This window comes from Nonomuraea sp. NPDC052116 (genome assembly GCF_040680035.1).
Taxonomy (GTDB): Bacteria; Actinomycetota; Actinomycetes; order Streptosporangiales; family Streptosporangiaceae; genus Nonomuraea; species Nonomuraea angiospora_A.
The window spans coordinates 71,716-93,757 of the sequence record NZ_JBFAWA010000038.1; the positions used below are offsets into that span (position 1 = coordinate 71,716).

Sequence of the window (22,042 nt, forward strand, 5' to 3'; positions counted from 1 at the left end):
GTGGTATCGGTTCAGGCCGAAATCCGCCTCATGGCCGGGCGAGCCGGAAGAGGCGCTCGTTGATCTTGTAGTAGAGGTTGCCGAAGTGGTCGGCCGTCAGTCCTTCCATCCCCGCTTCCGTCCGCAACACGGTCACCGCCTTGGTCGACCTGTCGATCGAGAAGATCTGGTCGCCGGCCGTGCCGTACACGCGGGCCGGGTCCTGGGGCACGGTCAACAGCACCCCGTCGCGCCAGGCCGCGCTGGGCTTGGCCGTGTAGTCGGGGTCGGCGAACAGCCGTTTGACGGTGATCGCCTCGGGCCGCGCCGGATCGAGGGTGAACAGCGAGCCGCCCGCCAGCCCCCACAGCTCGCCGTCCACCGCCGCCAGGGCCGTGACGGCCTTGGGCGCCGTCAGCGGGAGCGGATGCGTGCGCACCGTGCCGGTGGCGGGGTCGTAGGAGAACAGCGTGGCCGACGCCCCCGGGGCGTAGACGGGGTCGACGCCCAGGGCGCCGCGCGTGGAGGTGCCGCCGAACACCTTGCCGCCCGCGTACGCCAGCGAGACGACGGCCTGGTCGGGCACCACGCACAGGGTCCGCCCTGCCGTGCCCTGCTTCCAGACGGTGAGGGCGCCGCTGCGTTTGCCGTACTTCGGCACCGTGCCCATGTAGACGGTGCCGTCCGGCCCGCCGGCCAGCGCGTACGGCCGGTCCTGCGGGGGCGGGCCCTGGCCCGGCTCGCAGTCGTCGGCCTTGTCGCCCGCCTCGCCGCCCGTGTACCTGAGCGTGGGCGGCCACGGGCCGCCGGGCTGGTAGCTGTAGATCCTGGCCGAGGGATAGACGCCGATGTAGAGCAGGCCGTCGTGGGCCAGCAGGCTGTCGGTCTGGTTGAGCCCGTTGAGGGTGGGCCGGTCCGGCTGGTTTTCGTCGTCGTCGCCCCGCAGCGGGTCGTAGACGCCGGTGCCGCCGGTCAGGTAGCCGCCGGTGTAGACGCGGCCGTCGGGTCCCGCGCCGAGCGCGTTGATCGCGGCGGGCAGGACGGGGGTGCCGGTCACGAGATTGCTGCTCCAGCGGCCGCCGGCGGGCTCGTACTTGAAGATCCTGGTGCCGTCCGTGGCCGCGCCGAGGCCGACCAGGGTGCTGCCCGACCAGGTGTAGCCGGTGACGTCGAGTCCGGGCCGCACGGAGGTCGCCTGCACGGTCCGGGCGGCGATGTCGTACGAGTGCAGCAGGCCGTCCTTGACGAACCAGACCAGGCCGTCGCGGGCCGGGGAGTGGTGCAGGTCGACGTCGGTGATCGCGGCGTCGGTGGCGGCCGAGTAGGAGCCGTCGGCGTCGCGGACGACGCGCAGCACGAGCAGGGTGCGGTCGATCCAGGCGAACAGCCTGTCGCCCGTCCAGGTGAGGCCGCCCACCATCGAGTTGTGGGCGTAGGCGGCCGGAAGGAGGCTGTCCACCCGGCCGGTGACGTTGTCGTACCTGATCAGGGCGGCGTTCGTGCCGGTGCCGAGGTAGGTGGCGTTCGCGGCCGGGTCGTGGGCGAGGCTGCGCACGTACTGGGCGCCGGCCACGATGGGCACGCTGCCGATCGTGGTGAAGGCGCCGTTGTCGTACTTGAAGTAGCGGCCGTCGTTGTAGGTGCCGCCGTACACCTTCCCGCCCGCTCCCGGCTCCAGGTCCCAGATGAAGGAGTAGCCGCCCTCCGCCCGGCCGAGGTCGGTGATCGTGGACTGGCCGGGGACGTGCCGGTAGAGCTTGGAGTTGGGGTAGGTGCCGAGGTAGACGCTGCCGTCGGTGGCGGTGGCCGCCGCCCAGCCGCCGACGGTGGGCGTGGCCGCGCTGTCGGGGATGGTGAGCTTCCGGGTCACCTTCTCGGTGGCCACGTCGATCACGGCCAGCTGCGGGTTGGCCTCCGCGGTGCCGGTGTAGACGGCGTACGCGCTGCCGCCCGCGAACGTGGTGGCGTTGGGCACGCTGCTGTCGATCTGCACGCCCAGGTCGGTCACGTCCTTGGTGATCAGCACCTCGTCCCAGTAGGCGGTGCCCACGTCGGCCACGCCCGAGTAGATGAGGGCCGAGACGGTGGCCGTGCCGGCGGGCGCGACGCCCGAGGCCGTGACGCGGTTCCAGCGCCTGCCCGTCGCCGGGGCGTTGCCGCCGCCGGCCAGCAGGTTGCCGGAGGCGTCACGGAAGCGCAGATACAGGTACGCGGTGCCGCTGTCGGCCCACACCTGGGCCTGCAGGGTGTAGCGGGTGCCCGCGGTGGCGGGCAGGCCCGGCATGCTCTCCCTGCCGTAGGCGGCGGCCGGGTCGGCGTCGGTGACGCGCGCCGTGGTGCGCCCGTCCCAGGCCACGGCCTCGACGCCGCCCGCGGTGTGCGAGCCGCTCCAGCCGGCCAGCCCGTTGTCGAAGCCGTCGTTGGCGATCCGCAGGTCGGCCGCGAACGCGGGCGCTCCCGGCGGTGCCGCGAGCAGTGCCGCCAGGAGCGCCGTCGCCACCGCTCCGCGCGTCAGCCGGGGCCACTTTAAATGCCCCTCCACGGGAATCCGCACGGCACCACCTCCGGGGTCGTGTTCGTTTACGCTCAATTCCGGTCCCGACCGTAACCTTATGGGCGTGGCCCGTCAATGGCGCCGGCCCATCCCCCGTGAGAGCTACCTGAATCGTCCGCTCATTGGTGATTCGCCGGACACCATCGCGCTCATACCGTCTTCGCCGGGGCCGCCGATCGCGCGGCCGACGTCAACGGAGGTCACCATGAGCACGCCAGCCACAGTCCCCGGCGACGGCCGGATACGCAGGATCGCCCGCTTCCCCCTCACCTGGATGCTGATCGGGCTGCTCGGCCTCATCGTGGTGTCGGCGCTGACCGGGGGCGGAGCGCCGGTGCTCGCCGTGGTGGGCGCGGTCGCCGCGGTGGTCGTCTACCGGGCGGTCATGCGCTTCGTCGCGGGGCGGCCCACTCCGGAGATCGCCAGAGACGGGGCCGGTCGGGAGGCGCTGTCCGGCGCCGGGATCGGCCTGGGGTTCGTGCTCGGCTCCGTGCTCCTGATCACGGTGGCCGGCGGCTATTCGTTCTCGTGGTCGTCGGGGAACGTCCTGCCGGTGGTGTTCACGGCGGTCGGCGCGGCCGTCACCGAGGAGCTGATGTTCCGCGGCCTGGCGTTGCAGGCCCTGGAGGCGCTGTGGGGCAGCCGGGTGGCGCTGGCGATCACCGCGCTGCTGTTCGGCGGCATGCACCTGGCCAACCCGGGAGCCAGCCTCTGGAGCTCGCTGGCGATCGCCGTCGAGGCCGGCGTCCTGCTCGGTGCCGCGTACCTCTGGCGGCGCAGCATCTGGTTCGTCGCGGGACTCCACTTCGCCTGGAACGCCACCGAGGGACTGCTGGGCATCCCGGTCTCCGGCCATGTGTCGCCCGGTCTGCTGACCGCCGAGGTCTCGGGTCCGGCGGTGCTGACCGGGGGCGAGTTCGGGCTGGAGGCGTCGATCGTGCCCGTCCTGGTGAGCCTGCTGCTCGCCGTACCGATGCTCGTCCTCGCGCACCGGCGCGGCGGACTGCTCCCTGCGCGCCGTAGGGGTCGTTAGGCTTGCCCGGTGTTCGCGAACGCCGCCCGTTCCGCCCGCTCATGGTCAGACTGGTGGCGAGCTTGCCACCAGTCCGTGAAGGACACCGCGCTCGCGGCGGCGCTCATGCTGCTGGCGTCCGTGCCGACGATGTCCGCCATCGGGGCGCAGCTCGGCGACCTGCCCAAGCGCCCGCTGGACGCGCTGGCCGTGGCGCTGACCGTGGCCCAGTCCGCGCCGCTGGTGGTACGCACCCGATGGCCCGCGGCCTGTCTCGCGATCATCGGTGCCGCCTTCGCCCTTCATCAGGCGCTGAGCTATCCGCAGACGTTCGCCAGCATCGGGCTCTATCTGTCCCTGTACGCCGCCGGCGCCTACCAGGCCCGGTTCCGCCGCGGCCTCGTCGCGGTGTCGACCGTGGGCTATGTCCTGCTGGTCGTCGTGCTGCACGGCCTGGGGTCGCCCAACGGAGTCCCGGCGTTCCTCGCGTTCTATCTGACGTTGGCGGTGATCTGGATGGCTGGTGCCGGGATGCGCCGGTGGCGGGCTGACGAGGCCGAGCGACGGCGCCTGAGCGCGGAGGTGGCCGCAGCCGCCGAACGGGCGCGGATCGCCCGCGAGCTGCACGACGTGGTCACCCACCATGTGACCGCCATGGTCGTCCAGGCCGACGCGGCGCAGTTCCTGGTCGGCAACGCGCCGGAGCGGGCCGGCGCCGGGCTCGCCGCCATCAGCGACACCGGCCGGCGGGCGCTGACGGAGCTGCGGTACCTGCTCGGGGTGCTGGAGGCCACCGGCGATTCGGCGGTCGCGGGCCGCGCGCCGACCCTGGGCAAGATCGGTGACCTGGTCGAGCAGGCCCGGCTGGCCGGCCAGCCCGTCGAGCTGACCGAACGCGGCGAGCAGCGGCCGCAGTCCGTCGACGTGGAGCTGGCCGCCTACCGGGTCGTGCAGGAGACGCTCACCAACGCGATCAAATACGCGACAGGGCGGTCCACCGCGGTCACGGTCCACCACCACGACGATCACCTCGAGATCGAGGTGATCACCGACGGGCCCGCCGACGCCGCACCCGTCGTGCCGTCGGGCGGGCGAGGTCTGGACGGGCTGCGGGAACGCGTACGCATGCTCGACGGCGAACTGGCGGCCGGGCCCCGCCCCGGCGGCGGGTTCGGCGTCCGAACCCTCATCCCGTACAGGAGCAGTCCATGACCGACCCGCCGATCCGGGTGCTCATCTGCGAGGACCAGGCGCTGGTGCGCGCCGGCTACATCACCATCTTCTCCGCCCAGCCGGACATGGAGGTCGTCGGGGAGGCCGCGGACGGCCGCGCGGCCGTCGAGGCCGCCCGGCTGCTGGGCCCGGACGTCATCGTGATGGACATCCGGATGCCCATCGTGGACGGCATCGAGGCCACCCGGCGGCTGGCCGGCCCCGGCACCGAGGACCCGGCGAAAGTGCTGGTCGTCACCACCTTCAACGTCGACGAGTACGTCTACGAAGCGCTCAAGGCCGGTGCCAGCGGCTTCCTGCTCAAGGACGCGCCACCGGCTGAGCTGGTCAACGGCGTGCGGACCATCGCCCGCGGCGACTCCCTCCTGGCGCCCGCCGTCACCCGCACGCTCATCGGCCACTTCGCCGAACGGCTCCGCCCCGCCGACACGTCCCGCCCGGCCAGGGACGAGATCGTGCGCACGCTGACCCCCCGCGAACTCGAGGTCCTCGAACAGATCGCGGGCGGCCTGTCGAACGCGGAGATCGCCGAGAAGCTGTTCATCACCGCCGAGACCGTGAAGACCTACGTGTCGCGGATCCTGGCCAAACTCGAGCTGCGCGACCGCGTGCAGGCCGTCGTCCTCGCCTACCGGGTGGGGCTGGTGTCCGGCACGGACTGAGCTGCCGCCTTGACTACACAGGGTTATTTTCGCAGCTAGGACGGGCACAACGTCAGGAGTGCCCGCCTGGAGGAGCCCAATGCCGACCGTCGTCCGGTTCACCGCCGTCGCTCTGCTGGTCGTACTCGCCGCTGCCTGCGCCGACTCGCGTACCACGCCGTCAACGCCTCTGTCGGTGGCGACGGACACGCCGCCACCCACGACGGACACCGTGTCTCCCATGCCGACCGCCTCCGTCCGGCCCTCGGCCACCGGGCATCACCCGGCCGACGGGCGCAGCCTGGCGTCCTGCAAGGACGCCGACTGCGAGGTCGAGGTACGGGCAGGCGACCGGCTCCGGATCGACAGGCGGTTCGGCGTGCAGCGGCTCACCATCAGCTCACTCGACCCGGACGAGGCCACGATCGCGCTCCTGGGCTTCACCGGCGGGCTGCAGGCCGAGGGGGCGAACGTCAGCATCTCCAGCAGCTGCGTCAACGGGCGCTGCCGCGACGAGGGCAAGCTGTCCCTGGCTCCCGGCAGGTCCGCCCGCATCAACAACCTGCGGGTGGAGCTGCCCTACCTCTCCCGCGACCACGCCATCCTGCGCCTCACCCCCAGGTGAGCCGCTGACCCGCCTCGCCGGTCGTGCCTTTACTCTTTCCGTCTTTCCGGTTTTAGGCGCGCACATGCGCAATGGAGGAGTAGGCGCCGCAAAGGAACGCTCGCGCCCTTCCCGGATCCCGTGAATTGTCCGAAAGGACGAAAACGATGATGGACATCCAACGGAAGGCCCGCCTGGGGTTGGTACTGGCCGCGACGGCCGTCGCGACCGTCACCAGCACCGCCACCGAAGCCGCCACGACCAGGGCCGCGCTCTCCTGGCACTCGGGCTGGTTCGTCAAGACCATGTGTTACAAGGACACCCGCTCGTTCGCCCAGAGCGCGCTGAGCCGAAACGGCTTCAAGACCGTCGCCACCCCGCCCAACGCCGTTCTGGGCAGCGACGACAGCACCCTGGTGGAGGTTTCCTACGCGCCCGCGCAGACCAGTTACCACCCGAACCAGTTCGCGAGGGTCCACTTCACCGTGACCGCCATGTCCAACGATTCGGGCGCGGCCCAGACCGCCCGCAACCGCGTCCGCGAGAACATCCAGAAGCAGCGCTACATCGACACCTGCTGACCCGCGGCCGGTTGTTTCCGGCGGGCGATAATCGGCGCCGAAAATGCGTCGTAAACGCCCGCCGGTGAAACTTTCAGTCACCGGGCCGACAAATGTTTGACAACGGGTGCCGCACGGCCGACGTGACCATAGGCAACACCGGAACGCGTACGTTCAGCCCCGGGGGCTGGTCGAGGTCAGGTTCCCCAACACCCCGCTCCCGGACGAAGTGGCGCACGTCACCGCGGTCACGCCGAATCCGTGGCGGCGGGGCCTCCCGGGGTCTGGACGGTGACCCTGGCCGGGCTGCCCACGACACCCACCGGCCACCTCAGAAGAGCCCGCACGTCAGGTCGTGCTCCAGCGTGCGGGCGTAGGACTCGACGCCGGCCACGATGTCGATCGTGTCGGGGTCGAGCAGCCACTGGGTCTGCAGGCCGTCGAGAGTCGCGATGATCTCGGCGGCCTTGGCCGCGGGGTCGATGTCCTGGCGGGCGAGCCCGGCGGCCTGGGCCGACCGGATGCTGTCGGCGACGATGGCGCGCATCGCGCGGTAGCGATCGACGAAGTGCCGGTGGCCGGGCGCGCCGGGCTCGAGGCTCTCGGCGACCAGCACGGTGAACAGCTTGGCCAGCCCCGCCCGCTCCTTGTTGCGGCGCGCGAACTCCGGCATGGCCCGCAGCCGCCCGGAGGGCTCCATACCCAGGAGTTCCATCGCGAAGGCCTCGCTGTCGAGGTCGCGCCGTTCGATCACGGCCAGGAGCAGTCCCGCCTTGCTGCCGAAGTGATGCAGGAGGCCGGGCTCGCTGATGCCGGCCCGGGCCGCGACGGCGGGCAGGGACGTGCCACGGAAGCCGTCGCGCGCGAACATCTCCGCGGCCACGGCGATGATCTCCTCACGCCGTAAGCGCGCGCGTTCCTGTCTGCTGGGGTCTTGCCTACTTCGGGCCACGGTGTTAAATCTAACCCATCACTTACCGAGTGCTCAGTAAGTGAATTCCCCCAGAAGTAGCGAGGTGTGACTCATGTCATCGAGGCGCCGACGCATCACCGGGTTGATGACCGCGGGAATCCTGCTGGCCGGGCTGGGCACCTGCCAGCAGGTGCAGGCCGCGCAGCGGGAGCCGGTCATCCTGATCCACGGCTGGAACGGGTCGCCGACCGAGTTCGCTCAGATGGAGGCAGCGCTGGAGCAGGCCGGCCATCCCGCGTACACGATCGACCTGCCCGGCGAGGAGAACATCGCCAACGCGGGAGCCATCAGGGACCTGGTGGCACAGGTACGGCAGGAGAACGGCGGCGGGAAGGTCAGCCTCGTCGGGCACAGCATGGGAGGGCTGTCGGCGCGCTATTACCTGAAGTCCCTCGGCGGCGCCGATGCCACGCTGAGCTACGTCTCGATGGGCACCGGGCAGCGCGGCTACTGGCCGGCCTGCCTCCTGCCGGCGAACCAGGGCGGGCAGATGTGCCCGACCAGCACCTTCATCAGCCAGCTCAACAGCGGCGACCCGACGCCCGACCCCGTCCGCTACACGCTGCTGGTGAGCTCGCTCGACGAGACCCGCAACGACGTCATCGACGGCGTGTGGTGCAAGGCCGAGTTCGCCGGGGTGGCGCATGCCGACGAGCCGAAGTCGCAGGTGTTCATCAATGGGGTGATCAGCGCCCTGGACGGGACCTGCCCGTCCTGACCCGGGTACAGCTGGCTGTACCCGAACGCTCCAGCGCACGGGATCGATCAAGGATGCCGTTCGCCGACATGCTGGGTGATGTCCGAAACGGACGACCCCCACCAAGAAATCAGGAGCGTTTCCCATGTCGCGTACCTCTTCCGAGTCGAAGTCCTCCCGGCGCGTGCGGGTTCTCGCCGCGGCGGCGCTGGCGGCGCTGTCGGGGCTGGTCGTGGCGGGGACGCCGGCCGCCGCGGCCACCGGGCTCGACCGCACCGCGAAAGTCGTGCGGCAGAGCCCGGACGAGGGCCTGTCCGCCGAGCTGGCCGAGGTGCGGGACGAGCTGAAGCGCAACCACCGGCCCGACGCCGTGCAGCGGAAGCTGGACGGGCTGGTGGAGAAGGACAAGTTCCCGGCGGCGCTGGCCGCGGTGCAGGACGGCAAGGGCCGGACCCGCCACTACACCGCCGGGGTCGCGGACCTGAGGACCAAGGAGGAGGTCCCGGTCGACGGCCGGGTGCGGATCGCGAGCAACACCAAGATGTTCACCGCGGTAGCGGTGCTGCAGCTGGTCGGCGAGGGCAAGGTCGATCTGGACGAGCCGATCGAGACGTACCTGCCGAAGGTGGTCCGCGGCAAGGGCGCCGACGGCAGGAAGATCACGGTGCGGCAGCTGCTGCAGCACACCAGCGGCCTGCCGAACTACACCCGCTGGATGCCGAGCATGTTCGAGAGCCGCAACGTCTACCGCTCGCCCCAGGACCTCCTGGACATGGCGTTCGCGCACAAGACGTCGTTCGCGCCGGGCACGAGCTGGGAGTACAGCAACACCAACTACGTGCTGGCGGGCCTGCTGATCGAGAAGGTCACCGGCCGTCCGGTGGCCGAGGTGATCACGGATCGCATCATCAAGCCGATCGGGCTGCGTGACACGTACTGGCCGGGCAAGGGGGACAGGACGATCCGCGGGCGGCACCCGCAGGGGTACGGGTCGGACAAGCCCGGCGGCAAGCTGAAGGACATCACGAACCTGGACCCGTCGTGGGGATGGGCGGCCGGCCAGCTGATCGGCACCCCGAGCGACCTCAACCGCTTCATGACCGCCCTGATGGGCGGCAAGCTGCTCAAGCCGGAGCAGCTGGCGGCGATGAAGCACACGATGAAGGCGCCCGGGTTCCCGGCCGGCTGGGAGTACGGGCTGGGCCTGATGAAGATGCCGCTGAGCTGCGGCGGCGTCACCTGGGGCCACGGCGGTGACATCGACGGGTACGAGACCCGCAACGGGGTGACCGAGGACGGCCGCGCCGCCACCGTCGCCGTCACGGCGCTGCCTCCCAACGAGGAGGCCCACCAGCACGTGATCGAGGCCATGGACACCGCGCTGTGCGCCAAGCGGTAGCCGATCTCTGACGAAAGCCGCCCGGATCCTGTCCGGGCGGCTTTCGTATGTCGGGATTTACCGTGGCCCGATCATTCGTGTCAACTTTCCCGGCCGACTTTCGTCGGGCGCTGATGAAAATTTCACGAATGCGAAACTTTATGGCCGGGAAGTTCGGGCAGGTTATGCGTATACAGCGCGTTTTGGACCGATCCTGTGAGTGACGTGACATTGACATATGTGCTTGATCTCAAGAATCTGTTTGGGAGCGCTCCCATACTTTTCAACAGCAGGAAAGGGCATTTGCCGTGGATCTGTTGGACAAGAATCAGGGGCTCTTCCTGGCCCTGTACCGGATCGTGCTGGGACTGCTGTTCGCCTGCCACGGCGCGGCGACGCTCTTCGACGTGCTGGGCGGTGCGCAGGGCCCGGTGCCCACCTTCGGACAATGGCCCGGCTGGTGGGCCGCGGCCATCGAACTGGTCGGCGGCATCCTCGTCCTGCTCGGACTGGGTGCCCGCGCCGCCGCCGTCCTCTGCTCGGGCACCATGGCCTACGCCTACTTCGTCGTCCACCAGCCTCAGGCGTTGTTCCCGATCGAGAACGGCGGTGAGAAGGCGGCGCTCTTCTGCTGGGGCTTCCTGCTCATCGCCGTCCTCGGGCCCGGCCGCTGGGCGCTGTCCACGCTGCTGACGCCTTCGCGGCAGCTCGCCCACGACGGGGCTGAAGTCACTCGGTGAGGAACAGCTCGACGACGGGCACGGCGACGTCGGGGCGCTGTACGGGCAGGTCGAGGGTCAGGACGTCCGGCGACACGGCCCCCATCGTGGTGAGGCCGGCCTGCTGGCCGGGGTCGATGACCCGCGTACGGATCTCCGACGCGTCGTGCAGGAATTGGGCGTACTTCACCCGCCCGGCCAGCCCCGGCAGGTGCAGGTGGCCGAACGGCCAGGCGAACAGGTGCAGGTAGAGCCGGTCGCCACGCTGGGTGTAGCGGCAGTCGGGAGGCGCCGTGAAGCCGCTGGGCCCGCAGCCGTAGATCGAGCGGGAGTTCAGCCGCATCCAGGCGCCGATGTCGGCGAGCGTCCCGCGCGCGCGGGGGTCGATCTGGCCGCGCCCGTCCGGGCCCACGTTGAGCAGCAGGTTGCCGCCCTTGGCGACGCTGTCGACCAGCATCCGTACGAGCAGGTCCGGCGACTTGTAGTCGAGGTTGTCCCGGTCGTATCCCCAGCTGCCGTTGAGCGTCTGGCACGCCTCCCACGGCACCTCATGGCCGTCGACGACCATCGGCCCGGCGGGCTGGTACTGCTCGGGGGTGACGAAGTCGCCGGGGATGTCGAGCCGGTCGTTGACGATGACCTCCGGCTGGAGCTCCCTGACCATCGCGAGCAGCTCGTCCGAGCGCCAGTCGTCGGCGCCCTTGCCGCCCCAGTTCCCCGGCCTGCCCCGGTAGGAGAAGTCGAAGAACAGGTAGTCGATCCGGCCGTAATCGGTGAGCAGCTCGCGCACCTGGGCGTGCAGGTAGTCGGCGTACTTGGAGACGTCGCGGCCCGCGGCGGCGGCCTTGAACGCCTCGTCGTCGCGCTGGGGATGCAGCGAGTCGACCGGGAACTCGGGATGGTGCCAGTCGATCAGCGAGTGGTAGAACCCGACCTTCAGCCCCTCGGCGCGGACGGCCTCCACGAACGGCGCGATCAGGTCCTTGCCCCAGGGGGTGCGCGTCGCCTTGTAGTCGGTCTGCGCCGAGTCCCACAGGCAGAAGCCGTCGTGGTGCTTGGTCGTGAGGACGACGTAGCGCATGCCGGCCTCCTTGGCCAGCCGAGCCCATCGCGCCGGGTCGTACAGGTCGGGATCGAAGTGGTCGAAGTAGCGCTGGTAGTCCTCGTCGGTCAGGCGCTCGCGGTTCTTCACCCACTCGTGCCGGGCCGCCAGAGAGTACAGACCCCAGTGCACGAACATGCCGAACCGGGATTCGGCGAACCAGGCGTGGTGCTGCACGATGTCCCTCTTCTTCAAATGTTCAGCGTCCGCCGAGACCGCTGGTCGCGATCCCGCGTACGAGATGTTTCTGCAGGATGATGAGCAGCGCCGTGGTCGGCGCCATGGAGATCACGGCCGCGGCCATGATGAGGTTCCACTGGGTACCCTGCTGCCCGAAAAAGAGCTGCAGACCCAGCGGGACCGTGGCCTTCTCGTCCACCGAGTTGATGATGATCAGCGGCCACAGGAAGCTGTTCCAGTAGTTGATGAACGTGAAGACCGCCAGCACCGCGAGCGCGGGCCTGACCAGCGGCAGCATGATGCTGGTGAAGACGCGCACCGCTCCCGCGCCGTCGAGGCGGGCGCTCTCGGCGAGCTCCTCGGGGATGGTCAGGAAGAACTGGCGCAGCATGAACGTCCCGAAGGCGGTGAACGCCCAGGGGAAGATCAGCGCCTGGAACGAGTCCACCCACCCGAACCAGCGCATCAGCATGAACATCGGCACGACCAGCACTTCCTGGGGGATCATCAGGGTGGCCAGGAAGACCAGGAAGACGCCGTCGCGACCGCGCCAGCGCAGCCGCGAGAAGGCGTACGCCGACATGCTCGACGCCACCAGCACCACGAGGGTGCCGCAGACGGCGACGGCGAGCCCGTTGACGATGAAACGCGCGAACGGCAGGAACTCGAACGCCTCGCTGTAGTTCTCCCACCGGATCACCGACCCGAACAGGCTCGGCGGCGACCCGAACACCTCGTCGGCGCGCTTCAGCGACGTGGCCACCATGTACACCAGCGGCGACACGAAGGCGGCGGCCACCAGGTAGAGGGCGGCGTGCGAGACGACCAGCCGGACCCTGTGCGCCCATGGGGAGGCCGGGGCGGCGTGCGCGTGCTCAGACATCGTAGGTGACCCATCTGCGCTGGCCGGCGAACTGCATCGCGGTCACGCCCAGGATCAGCACGAACAGGATCCAGGCCGCGGCGGAGGCGAGTCCGAACTGGTAGACGGAGAAGCCCTGGTTGTAGACGAACATCATGAGGGTCTCGGTGTCGATGCCGGGCCCGCCGCCGGTCATCAGGAACGGCTGGGTGAAGACCTGGAACGACGTGATGAGCGTCATGGTCGTGGCGAAGAACATCGCCGGGGAGATCATCGGCAGCGTGATGCGGAAGAACAGCCGCCACGGCCCCGCCCCGTCGATCTGCGCCGCCTCCACGAGCTGCCGGGGGATGGCGTCCAGGGCGGCCGAGAAGACCAGCATGTTGTACCCGAACCCCTGCCACACGCTCATCGCGACGACGGCGAACATGGCCCAGCCCTGCTCGCCGAGGAAGTTCGGCGCGTGCACGCCGGTGGCGGCGTGCAGCGTGCCGTCGATGAACCCGTTGGGCTGGTAGATCATCCGCCAGACGATCGCGTTGGCCACCATGGGCGTGACCACGGGCAGGAAGAAGATCACCCGCAGGGCCTGGCGGCCCTTGATGCGCGGCGAGATCCACACCGCCAGCCCCACCGACACGATGAGGTTGAGCGGCAGGTAGAGCACCACGAACAGCAACGTGTTGAACAGCGTCCGCCGGAACACGGGATCGCCGAACAGTTGCGCGAAGTTCCCCAGCCCGGTGAAGACCTGCTCGCCCACCGCGGGCCATCGGAAGAAGGCGATCACCAGGGACATCACGATCGGGAAGAGCGTGAACAGCGTCAATCCGATCAGGCTGGGCCCGGCGAACAGGGCGGCGACCTTTCCGTCGCCGCGCCGGCGGCGGGCACGCTGTCCGCGTGCTACCGCCGCTCGCCCGGGTATGGCGTCGTTGTACACGTCACTCCCTGTGGATGGTTGCGCATGCTCGTTACGCCGGTGCCTGCTGCTGGACCTGCTTGAGGACGTCCGCCGCCGTGCCCTGCCCGTTGAAGACCGGCACGCCGTACTGGGCCAGCAGCTTCGACACCTGGTCCCAGCTGGAGGTCGTCCGGAACGGCGTCGCCGTGGCGTTGGCGGCGTCGAGGACCTCCTTGGCGCCCTCGAAGGCGTTCTCGTACCACTTGTTCTGGACGGACTTGCGCGCCGGGTAGGCGCGCCCGATGGTGGCGAGCTGCCCGAGCACGTCGGCGCTGGTCATCACGCTGATCGCCTTGAACGCCTCGTCGGGGTACTGGCACGACTGGGAGATGCCGAAGCCGGACCCGGCCGAGTAGGTCTTGGACCCGTTGGGACCGGCGGGGATGGTGGCCAGGCCCACGCCGAACTTGGCCTGCTCCTTGAGCGACAGGACGGCCCAGGGCCCGTTCACCTGCATCGCCACGTTGCCGTTGAGGAACTGGGTGTCGGCGAAGTTGTTGTCCACGCCGGGCACCTTGGGCGCGACCCCGGCCTTGGCGACCAGGTCCGCGTACCACTGGAAGCCCGTCGCCATCGGCTCGGAGGTGAGGGTGAGCTTGCCGGACGCGTCCACCGGCTCCGCGCCGGTCCGCGACAGGATCATCGAGAACATCGGCAGGTCGATGGGGTAGGCCACGAAGCCGTACTTGCCGCCGGTGGTCAGCTTCTTGGCCGTGGCCTCGAAGTCGGCCATGCTCCAGCCGACCTTCGGCGCCGCCACGCCGGCCGCCTTGAACATGTCCTTGTTGTAGGTGACGATCAGCGAGCCGACGTCGTACGGCAGGGCGTACTGCTTGCCGCCGGAGGCCAGCCCGGCCATGATCGAGGAGTCGAAGTCGCCTGTGTCCAGGCTGTTCTTCTTGATCAGCTCGTCCAGCGGAAGCATGCCGTTGACGTAGCCGCCGGTGCGCAGGCTCTGCATGGAGACGATGCACGGTGCGCTGCCGCCTGCCAGGCGGGTGCCGAGCTTGGTGAAGTAGTCGTTGAACGGAGAGGTCTCCAGTGTGATCTTGATGTTCGGGTATTTCTTGGTGACCTCGTCGGCCACCTTCTGCCAGGCGTCGCGGTCCTCCGTGCCGGAGGCCCACATCGACCAGGTGAGCGTCACCGCACCGTTGCTCGCCTTGCTGCCGCCTGATGATTGCTGACCGCCGTTGTCCCCACAACCGGCGGTGGATCCCCCCGCGATGACCACCGCTACGGCGACTGCCAATGATCGCCGACCGCCATGCATCCGCCTGCCCATCGCAGCTCCACTCAATAAGCTCGGGGCCGAGTTAATAATTGTGAAACTTAGGCGTCGCGCTCTGTAGTGTCAATGAGATCGAGGTGGAAATATCCGATGACTGCTCGTCGAGTCGCCCCTCGTGGAGATCTGACCCGCGTCGAGATCCTGGCGCTGCTCGGCACCGCGGGCGCCCTGGACCGCCGCCAGATCGCGGCCCGCCTACGGCTCGGCGACGCGACCGTACACGAGCACACGCGTCGCCTGCTGGCCTGCGGCTACCTGCAGACTCTCGCCCCGCAGGCCGGGGCCGTCGGCAGGCCCCGCATCCCGCTCCAGGTCGTGCCCGAGGCCGCCGCGACCATGGGTGTGCGGGTCGCCACCGACCATGTCGTCACCGTCGTCGCGGGTCTGGACGGTCGCGTGATCACATCCGATGTATCGCCCTTCGACTGCCGTTCCGATCCGGTCCCTCAGCTGCTCGCGGTGATCAACCACCGGCTGGCCGACCCCACCTTGGGCCCCAGGTTGCGGGCCGTGGGGGTGGTCACTCCGTCCTCTGTCGATTCGGCCACCGGCTATATACGTGTATGTCCCCGATTCGGCTGGAGCGAACTTCCCCTCGGCGAACGGCTGCGCACAGAGCTGCCGATCCCGGTGCTGGTCGACAACGATCTCCGGGCGAGCACCACCGCCGAGCTCCTGTACCGGACGGGCCGCGAGCACGACGACTTCCTGGTGCTCGGCATCGGCGACGGGGTGGGGCTCGGCGCGGTCCTGCAGCGGCGGGTGCACCGCGGCCCGAGCGGGCTGTCCGGCGAGTTCGGCCACACGCCGGTCGCCACCACCGGACCGCGCTGCGCCTGCGGTGCCCGGGGCTGCCTGGAGACGCTCACCAGCGACGGCGGCATCCTGCGCGCCGCCCGCCGCGCCGGCCTCGCCGAGTCGGCCACCACCATCGAGGAACTCCGCGCGCGCTGGGTCTCCGGCGGCGAGCCGGGGCTGGCGGACGTCCTCGCCGGGATCGGCACCGTGCTCGGGCGGGCCGTCGCCGGCGTCGTCAACCTGCTCGGCACGCCCACCATCGCGGTCATCGGCGAGAACCACGTCCTCTGGCCGGGGCTGGAGCCGGGGTTCCTCGCCGCGATGCGGACCAGCCGGGTCACCGCCGCCCACCGCGTTCAGGTGATCGTCCGTCCGTGGAGCGATGCCCAGCACGCCCTCGGCGCCGCCGGCCTGGCCCTCGCCGCCCCGGAGACCCTCGCCTGACCGTTCGCCTCACCACGGCGGACGGTCAGGAATGGAGAAGCGCCGGTCACGGGGCCGCAACTAGCGTCGTCGCCATGGACTTCACCATTCACCAGACGTTCCTCCCGCACAACGACCCGGAGGCCTCCCTGGCCTTCTACCGCGACAATCTCGGCTTCGAGGTCCGCAACGACGTCGGCGACGGCACGATGCGCTGGATCACGGTCGGCCCCGCCGGCCAGCCCGGCACGTCCGTCGTCCTGCACCCGGCGGGCGCCGAACCCGGCATCACCGACGACGAGCGCCGCACCATCCTCGAGATGATGGCCAAGGGCACCTACGCCCGCATGATCGTGGCCACCGCCGACCTCGACGGCGCCTTCGCGCGGCTGCGGGACGGCGGGGCCGAGGTCGTCCAGGAGCCGACCGAGCAGCCGTGGGGGATCCGCGACTGCGCCTTCCGCGACCCCGCGGGCAACATGATCCGCGTCAACGAGCTGGGCTGAGGGGCACCGATGACACAGCAGCAGCAGCGCAAGAGCGGTACGCCCGGGCCGATGTCACGGTGGATCCAATGGCAGCGCATCACCGCCGCCCAGCCCCGTTACGCCAAGTACCAGGCCAAATCCGACCGCGAGTACCCGGTGATCCGGCTCACCCCGCGGTGACGTCACCCCTTGAGGCCGGTGGTCGAGATGCCTTCGGTGATGCGTCGCTGGAAGATCAGGAAGAAGCCCAGGATGGGGATCAGCGACAGCACCGCCATCGCGAGCATCGGCCCCCAGGTGGAGCCGCCGCTGGAGTCGAGGAACGCCCTGAGCGCCAGGGGCACCGTGTACGTGGACACGTCGCTCAGATAGACGAGCTGGCTGAAGAAGTCGTCCCAGGTCCAGATGAAGGTGAAGATCGCGGTCGTGATCAGCGCCGGCCGGGACAGCGGCAGGATGATCCGCCAGTACACCAGGACGGGCCCGCACCCGTCGATGCGGGCCGCGTCGTCCAGCTCGCGCGGCAGCGACCGGATGAACTGCACCATCAGGAAGATGAAGAACCCGTCCACCGCCAGGAACTTCGGCACGATGAGCGGCAGGAACGTGTCCACCCAGCCCAGATACTTGAACAGCGTGTACTGCGGCACGATCAGCACGTGGATGGGCAGCATGATCGACCCCAGCATGATCGCGAACCAGAGCTTCCTGAACCGGAAGCTCAGCCGGGCGAAGGCGAAGGCCGCCATCGAGCACGACATCACGTTCCCGGCCACGGCCGCCGCGGCGATGACGAACGAGTTCGCGAAGAACCCGCTGAAGGGCACGCCCAGCGCGGTCCACCCGGTGGCGTAGTTGTCCGCGACCACGGTCTGCGGCACCAGCCCGGGATCGGTGAAGATCTCGTCGTTGGGCTTGAACGAGGAGCTGATCAGCCAGAACAGCGGATAGAGCATGACGAGCGCCCCCACGACGACCAGCAGGTGGAGGGCCCAGCGGCGGCTAGTCGGCATAGTGCACCCAGTACTTCGAGGAGCGGAAGGCCAGCGCGGTGAAGGCCGCGCTCACCAGGAGGAGCACCCAGGCCAGCGCGGAGGCGTAGCCCATCCGGAAGTTCCCGAACCCCTCCTGGTAGATGAAGAGCGTGTAGAAGAGCGTGGAGTCGGCCGGTCCGCCGACGCCGCCGCTGATGATGAAGGCGGGGGTGAAGGCCTTGAAGGCGTTCACGGTCTGCAGCACGAGGTTGAAGAAGATGATCGGGCTGAGCATGGGCAGCGTGATGCGGAAGAACGCGCGCACCTTCCCGGCGCCGTCCACCGCGGCGGCGTCGTAGAGCTCGGCGGGGATCTGTTTCAGCCCGGCCAGGAAGATCAGCATGGGGGAGCCGAACTGCCAGATGTGCAGCAGGACCAGCGTGTAGATCGCGTACTGGGGCGTGGAGATCCAGCTCGGCCCCACGATCCCGAAATAGCTCAGGGCGTCGTTGATCAGGCCGTCCGCGCCGAAGATCTGCCGCCACAGGATCGCCACCGCGACGCTGCCGCCCAGCAGCGACGGCAGGTAGTAGGCGGCGCGGTAGACCCCGATGCCCCGCACGGGCCTGTTCAGCAGCACGGCGACCAGGAGCGCGAACGCGCCGGACAGCGGCACGGAGAACACGACGTAGATCAGCGTGACCCGTACGGCGTTGACGAAGTGCGGGTCGTCGGTGAGCATCCTGGCGTAGTTGTCCAGCCCCACGAAGGACGGCGCGGTGAGCAGGTCGAAGTCGGTGAACGAGAGGGCCAGCGAGGCCAGGATCGGCCCGCCGGTCAGCAGGAGCAGCCCGGCGAACCACGGCAGCAGGAACAGATAGGCCGCGCGTCCCTCTACTTGAGCACTCGTCGAGCTTCTTCGAAGAATCGGGACACCCCCTGCTCGATCGTGAGCTTGCCGAAGCCGATCTGCTGGTTGATGTTGGTGAGCACCTTGTTGTGCAGCTCCCCGGCGCCGAGCGGCTGGGGCGGCGGCAGCGGGCCGACCTGGTCCTTGATCGAGTCGATGTAGTCGTAGACCGGCTGCTCGGACGGCGACGCCTTGGGCCGCAGCGCGGCGCGGATCGGGGTCGCGGGCGGGATGCCGCGCTCCGACCCGAGCTGGCCGGCCACGTCCGGGTCCGCGACGAGCGCGTTGACCAGGGCCACCGCATCGTCCTTGGCCTTGCTCCCGGAGCTGACGGTCAGCAGCATGGAGGGTTTGTAGTACTGGCCGGGTTTGTCGCCCGTCGGGAGGGTGTGGACGGCGACCTCGTCCTTGGTGAGCGACATGTAGGCGGTGAGCTGGTTGGACCAGGCGAAGTCCATGACCGCCTTGCGGGTGGCGACCAGGCTGTTCTGCACGTCGCCGGCCGCGGTGGCCTGGACGTCCGGCGGCGTGGCCGCGCCCGCCTTGCGCAGGCCGTCCCAGAAGGTGAACCACTCCTTGAGGTCGTCCTCGTCGTAGGCCAGCCTGCCGTCGGCGGTGAAGAACATCTTGCCCCGCTCCAGCAGCCAGTTCTCCAGCGCGCCGCCGTCCTGGGCGCCGTCCTCGGTGCCGAAGACGCCCTTCCCGGCCAGCTTCTTGGCCAGCTCGCCGTACTCGGGCCAGGTGAAGGTCTCGGGGATCTCCACCCCGCGCTCGGCGGCCAGGGTCTTGTTGACGATGAGGGCCGTGGAGTTGATGCCGAAGTTCACGGCGTACTGCTTGCCGTCGATCTTGCCGGCGTTCACCACGTCGGGGTCGAAGCCGGACAGGTCCAGGCCCTTGCCGACGTACGGGCCCAGGTCCAGCAGGCTGCCGCGCCTGGCGTACTCGCCGAGGTAGGAGTAGTCCATCTGGATCACGTCGGGGGCGTTGCCGCCCGCGGTCTGGGTGGCCAGCTTCTCCCAGTAGCCCTCCCAGCCGGAGAACTGGGTCTTGACCTGGATGCCGGGTTTCTTCTTCTTGAACGCGTCGATGGCCTTCTGCGTCGCGGTGTGCCGCGTCGTACTGCCCCACCAGGCGAACTGGAGGCCGGCACCCGAGCCGCCGCCACCGGCGCAGCCGGTCAGGGCGAGGGCGGCCGCGGCGACGCCGGCCTGGAGGAGTCCACGTCTGCTGAGATCTCTCATGCGGGGGTCCATCCGTTATCAAATATTTAACTGGGGACGTTAATTGGCGGGTAACACGACGTCAACGCCACAGGTCAATCGGTTGCGGCTTCGAGACGATCCGATCTCTGGGGGTCTTGACCTTGCCGCTGTCCGGAAATACCGTTCATTGGTGCCAGATACGTCCGATCTATTTGCGGCGAGCGAGCCGTCCAGACGCGAACTCCTCGGTGCCGCGCTGGCGGCTCCCGCGCTCGGCGGCGGCGGTCCGCTGCTCCATGACGAGATCGACTGGGAACGCTTCCTGGCCGACGCCGACCTGGTGTGGAAGCGGATGCCGCAGACCTGGTACGAAGGGCCGTTCCTGGGCAACGGCTTCCTCGGCTCCGGCGTCTACGCGCAGCAGGGCGCCAACGCCGTGCGCTTCACCGTGCAGCACAGCGAGGTCCAGGACCACCGCCCCGAGTACGGCGCGCTGTTCGGCCTGGCCCGGCTGCCCGTCGGCCACCTCACGCTGGAGCCCGTCGGCGCGATCACCGGCGTCGACTGGCGGCTCGACCTGTGGAACGCCGAGCTGACCGGCGCCATCACCACCTCCTCCGGCAGCCTGGAGATCAGGGCGTTGATCCACAACGACCGCTCCGTCCTGGCCGTCGAGGTCTTACCCAGCGACGGAGAGCGCGACTTCCGGTGGACCTTCCACCCCGAGGAGGCCGTCAGCCCCCGCGCCGATCCGATCTTCAACCGGCCGCCTCCGCCCGGCTACACCGCCAACCCCGCCCCGTCCGTGACCCGCCACGACGACCTGGAGCTGATCACCCAGCCGCTGCTGTCCGGCGGCGGGCACGCGACGGCCTGGCAGGAGGTGCGGCGCGGCGCGCGGCGTACCCTCTACGCCGCGGTCGCCTGGTCGTTCCCGCGGGACACCGCGGGTGACGAGGCGGTCAGATCGGTACGATCCGCGGCCCGGCTGCCCGTCGAGGCGCTGGCCGCCGACCACCGGCGATGGTGGCACGGCTACTACCGCAAGAGCTTCCTGTCGCTGCCCGACCAGCGGACGCAGAGCTTCTACTGGATCCAGCTCTACAAGGTCGCCGCCGCCGCGCGCGGGGACGCGCCGCCGATGGCGACCACCGGCCCGTGGCTGGAGCCGACGCCGTGGCCGGCCACCTGGTGGAACCTCAACGTGCAGCTCGAATACTGGCTGATCCACGGCTCGAACCACCTGGAGCTGGACGCGGTCACCAGGAGCCTGTCGCGATACCGGCAGAACCTCGTCGACCAGGTGACGTTCCCCGAGGACTCCGCGGGCATCCCGCGTACCACGGACATGACGCTCGACAACGGCTCCGGCCTCGGCAACAGCGGCTACCCAGTGGGCGTCCCCGGTCAGGCCACCCCCGTGCCCGAGGTCGGCAACCTGACCTGGGCGCTGCACAACGTCTGGCTGTCCTACCGGCACACGATGGACACCAGGATCGTGCGGGACGTGCTGTTCCCGCTGCTGCGCCGGGCGATCAACTACTACCTGCACTTCCTGGAGCCGGGCTCCGACGGGAAGCTGCACCTGCCCGCCACGTTCTCCCCGGAGTACGGGGTCAACGCGCCGGACACGAACTACGACCTGGCGCTGATCCGCTGGGGCTGCCGGACGCTCGTCGAGTCGGCGCGCCTGCTGCGCGTGCGCGACCCGCTGCTGCCGAAGTGGCAGGACGTGCTGGCGAACCTGGCCGGCTACCCGATCGACGAGAACGGCTTCATGATCGGAGCGGGCGCGCCCTTCGCCAAGTCGCACCGGCACTACTCCCACCTCCTGATGATCTATCCCCTGTACCTGGTCACGTGGGAGCAGGAGGACCGGCGCGCGCTCATCGAGAGGTCGCTCAAGCACTGGATCAGCTTCGAGGGCGCCCTGCAGGGCTACAGCTTCACCGGCGCGGCCTCGATCTCCGCGCAGATGTCGCGCGGCGACGACGCCCACTTCTACCTCGACGAGCTGCTGCGCCGCTTCGTCCAGCCCAACACGATGTACAAGGAGAGCGGCCCCGTCATCGAGACGCCGCTGTCCGCCGCCCAGTCCGTGCACGACATGATCTGCCAGAGCTGGGACGGCGTCATCAGGATCCTGCCCGCCATGCCGGCCGCCTGGCCCGACGTCACCGTGCACAACTTCCTCACGCAGGGGGCGTTCCTGCTGTCGGCCGCCCGCCGCGGCGGCCGTACCGACTTCGTACGGCTGGCCTCGCTGGCCGGGGCGCCGTGCCGCGTCCGCACCGGCATCGACGGCCCCTTCACCGTACGGAGCAACGGCCGCAAGGTGCCGTGGCGGACGCTGCCCGGCGGGGACCTCGAGCTCGACCTGCGCCGCGGCGAGGAGGTCCTGATCCAGGCCCGAGGCGACGCGGTCATCCGCCCGGTGACCTCGACCGGCCAGGCCCGCTGGGGTCTGCCGGCATAGGGGGCCATTCCGGGGGGTT

At 69.5% G+C, this 22,042-nt stretch carries 21 protein-coding genes; 12 read left to right on the forward strand and 9 right to left on the reverse strand.

What is annotated here, in order from left to right; all coding sequences use genetic code 11:
* Positions 1 to 28 precede the first annotated feature (28 nt).
* The gene (locus tag AB0L65_RS49445) at positions 29 to 2,479 is read right to left on the reverse strand and encodes a hypothetical protein (protein ID WP_364261556.1); all 2,451 of its coding nucleotides are present in this window, start codon (positions 2,477 to 2,479) and stop codon (positions 29 to 31) included.
* Positions 2,480 to 2,738: 259 nt separating this feature from the next.
* Between AB0L65_RS49445 and AB0L65_RS49450 the strand changes: the two genes are divergently transcribed.
* The 5 genes from AB0L65_RS49450 to AB0L65_RS49470 all read left to right on the forward strand — a co-directional run bounded on the left by AB0L65_RS49450 (position 2,739) and on the right by AB0L65_RS49470 (position 6,604).
* Positions 2,739 to 3,566 carry a CPBP family intramembrane glutamic endopeptidase gene (locus tag AB0L65_RS49450; protein ID WP_364261559.1) on the forward strand — a complete coding sequence of 276 codons (828 nt, stop codon included), beginning with the start codon at positions 2,739 to 2,741 and terminating at the stop codon, positions 3,564 to 3,566.
* 75 nt (positions 3,567 to 3,641) lie between these two features.
* The gene (locus AB0L65_RS49455) at positions 3,642 to 4,757 is read left to right on the forward strand and encodes a histidine kinase (RefSeq protein ID WP_364261562.1); all 1,116 of its coding nucleotides are present in this window, start codon (positions 3,642 to 3,644) and stop codon (positions 4,755 to 4,757) included.
* Entirely contained in the window at positions 4,754 to 5,440 is a 687-nt protein-coding gene (locus tag AB0L65_RS49460; RefSeq protein WP_364261565.1) for a response regulator transcription factor, read from the forward strand. The genes AB0L65_RS49455 and AB0L65_RS49460 overlap by 4 nt, the downstream gene beginning before the upstream one ends.
* A gap of 79 nt (positions 5,441 to 5,519) precedes the next feature.
* A complete protein-coding gene (locus tag AB0L65_RS49465; RefSeq protein ID WP_364261568.1) occupies positions 5,520 to 6,044 on the forward strand; it encodes a hypothetical protein in 525 nt (174 codons plus the stop codon).
* A gap of 146 nt (positions 6,045 to 6,190) precedes the next feature.
* Positions 6,191 to 6,604 (forward strand): hypothetical protein, encoded by a 414-nt coding sequence (locus AB0L65_RS49470; RefSeq protein ID WP_364261571.1) that lies wholly within the window; start codon positions 6,191 to 6,193, stop codon positions 6,602 to 6,604.
* A 310-nt stretch (positions 6,605 to 6,914) separates the two neighbouring features.
* Here the strand turns inward: AB0L65_RS49470 and AB0L65_RS49475 are convergent, their stop codons facing one another.
* Positions 6,915 to 7,535, reverse strand: coding sequence for a TetR/AcrR family transcriptional regulator (locus AB0L65_RS49475; RefSeq protein ID WP_364261574.1), 621 nt, complete (start codon positions 7,533 to 7,535; stop codon positions 6,915 to 6,917).
* Between the two features lie 106 nt (positions 7,536 to 7,641).
* Between AB0L65_RS49475 and AB0L65_RS49480 the strand changes: the two genes are divergently transcribed.
* The 3 genes from AB0L65_RS49480 to AB0L65_RS49490 all read left to right on the forward strand — a co-directional run bounded on the left by AB0L65_RS49480 (position 7,642) and on the right by AB0L65_RS49490 (position 10,371).
* Positions 7,642 to 8,274 (forward strand): alpha/beta fold hydrolase, encoded by a 633-nt coding sequence (locus AB0L65_RS49480; RefSeq protein WP_364261577.1) that lies wholly within the window; start codon positions 7,642 to 7,644, stop codon positions 8,272 to 8,274.
* 124 nt (positions 8,275 to 8,398) lie between these two features.
* Positions 8,399 to 9,652, forward strand: a complete 1,254-nt coding sequence (locus AB0L65_RS49485; protein ID WP_364261580.1) for a serine hydrolase domain-containing protein — start codon at positions 8,399 to 8,401, stop codon at positions 9,650 to 9,652.
* 287 nt (positions 9,653 to 9,939) lie between these two features.
* Positions 9,940 to 10,371, forward strand: coding sequence for a DoxX family protein (locus tag AB0L65_RS49490; RefSeq protein WP_364261583.1), 432 nt, complete (start codon positions 9,940 to 9,942; stop codon positions 10,369 to 10,371).
* On the opposite strand, the gene AB0L65_RS49495 is transcribed toward AB0L65_RS49490, so the two are convergent.
* The 4 genes from AB0L65_RS49495 to AB0L65_RS49510 are packed head-to-tail and all read right to left on the reverse strand — an operon-like array spanning position 10,361 to position 14,605.
* The gene (locus tag AB0L65_RS49495; protein ID WP_364261586.1) at positions 10,361 to 11,647 is read right to left on the reverse strand and encodes an alpha-L-fucosidase; all 1,287 of its coding nucleotides are present in this window, start codon (positions 11,645 to 11,647) and stop codon (positions 10,361 to 10,363) included. The two genes, AB0L65_RS49490 and AB0L65_RS49495, sit on opposite strands and share 11 nt — an antisense overlap.
* A 4-nt stretch (positions 11,648 to 11,651) precedes the next feature.
* Positions 11,652 to 12,515 carry a carbohydrate ABC transporter permease gene (locus AB0L65_RS49500; RefSeq protein WP_364261589.1) on the reverse strand — a complete coding sequence of 288 codons (864 nt, stop codon included), beginning with the start codon at positions 12,513 to 12,515 and terminating at the stop codon, positions 11,652 to 11,654.
* Positions 12,508 to 13,437 carry a sugar ABC transporter permease gene (locus AB0L65_RS49505; RefSeq protein ID WP_364261592.1) on the reverse strand — a complete coding sequence of 310 codons (930 nt, stop codon included), beginning with the start codon at positions 13,435 to 13,437 and terminating at the stop codon, positions 12,508 to 12,510. The genes AB0L65_RS49500 and AB0L65_RS49505 overlap by 8 nt, the downstream gene beginning before the upstream one ends.
* 31 nt (positions 13,438 to 13,468) lie before the next feature.
* Positions 13,469 to 14,605 (reverse strand): sugar ABC transporter substrate-binding protein, encoded by a 1,137-nt coding sequence (locus tag AB0L65_RS49510; protein ID WP_364261595.1) that lies wholly within the window; start codon positions 14,603 to 14,605, stop codon positions 13,469 to 13,471.
* A 234-nt stretch (positions 14,606 to 14,839) separates the two neighbouring features.
* Between AB0L65_RS49510 and AB0L65_RS49515 the strand changes: the two genes are divergently transcribed.
* The 3 genes from AB0L65_RS49515 to AB0L65_RS49525 all read left to right on the forward strand — a co-directional run bounded on the left by AB0L65_RS49515 (position 14,840) and on the right by AB0L65_RS49525 (position 16,638).
* Complete coding sequence (locus AB0L65_RS49515) at positions 14,840 to 15,991, forward strand: ROK family protein (protein WP_364261598.1); 1,152 nt, start codon at positions 14,840 to 14,842, stop codon at positions 15,989 to 15,991.
* 74 nt (positions 15,992 to 16,065) lie between these two features.
* The gene (locus AB0L65_RS49520; RefSeq protein WP_350726024.1) at positions 16,066 to 16,476 is read left to right on the forward strand and encodes a VOC family protein; all 411 of its coding nucleotides are present in this window, start codon (positions 16,066 to 16,068) and stop codon (positions 16,474 to 16,476) included.
* 9 nt (positions 16,477 to 16,485) lie between these two features.
* Entirely contained in the window at positions 16,486 to 16,638 is a 153-nt protein-coding gene (locus AB0L65_RS49525; RefSeq protein ID WP_364261602.1) for a hypothetical protein, read from the forward strand.
* A gap of 2 nt (positions 16,639 to 16,640) precedes the next feature.
* Here AB0L65_RS49525 and AB0L65_RS49530 read toward each other — a convergent pair whose 3' ends face one another.
* From AB0L65_RS49530 to AB0L65_RS49540, 3 genes are read right to left on the reverse strand one after another with little or no spacing between them, the layout of a single operon-like run.
* A complete protein-coding gene (locus AB0L65_RS49530; protein ID WP_364261605.1) occupies positions 16,641 to 17,471 on the reverse strand; it encodes a carbohydrate ABC transporter permease in 831 nt (276 codons plus the stop codon).
* Positions 17,461 to 18,360, reverse strand: coding sequence for a sugar ABC transporter permease (locus AB0L65_RS49535; protein WP_364261700.1), 900 nt, complete (start codon positions 18,358 to 18,360; stop codon positions 17,461 to 17,463). The genes AB0L65_RS49530 and AB0L65_RS49535 overlap by 11 nt, the downstream gene beginning before the upstream one ends.
* Positions 18,327 to 19,586 (reverse strand): extracellular solute-binding protein, encoded by a 1,260-nt coding sequence (locus AB0L65_RS49540; protein WP_364261608.1) that lies wholly within the window; start codon positions 19,584 to 19,586, stop codon positions 18,327 to 18,329. The genes AB0L65_RS49535 and AB0L65_RS49540 overlap by 34 nt, the downstream gene beginning before the upstream one ends.
* Before the next feature lie 151 nt (positions 19,587 to 19,737).
* On the opposite strand from AB0L65_RS49540, the gene AB0L65_RS49545 reads away from it, so the two are divergent.
* Complete coding sequence (locus AB0L65_RS49545; protein WP_364261611.1) at positions 19,738 to 22,023, forward strand: glycoside hydrolase family 95-like protein; 2,286 nt, start codon at positions 19,738 to 19,740, stop codon at positions 22,021 to 22,023.
* Positions 22,024 to 22,042: the final 19 nt, after the last annotated feature.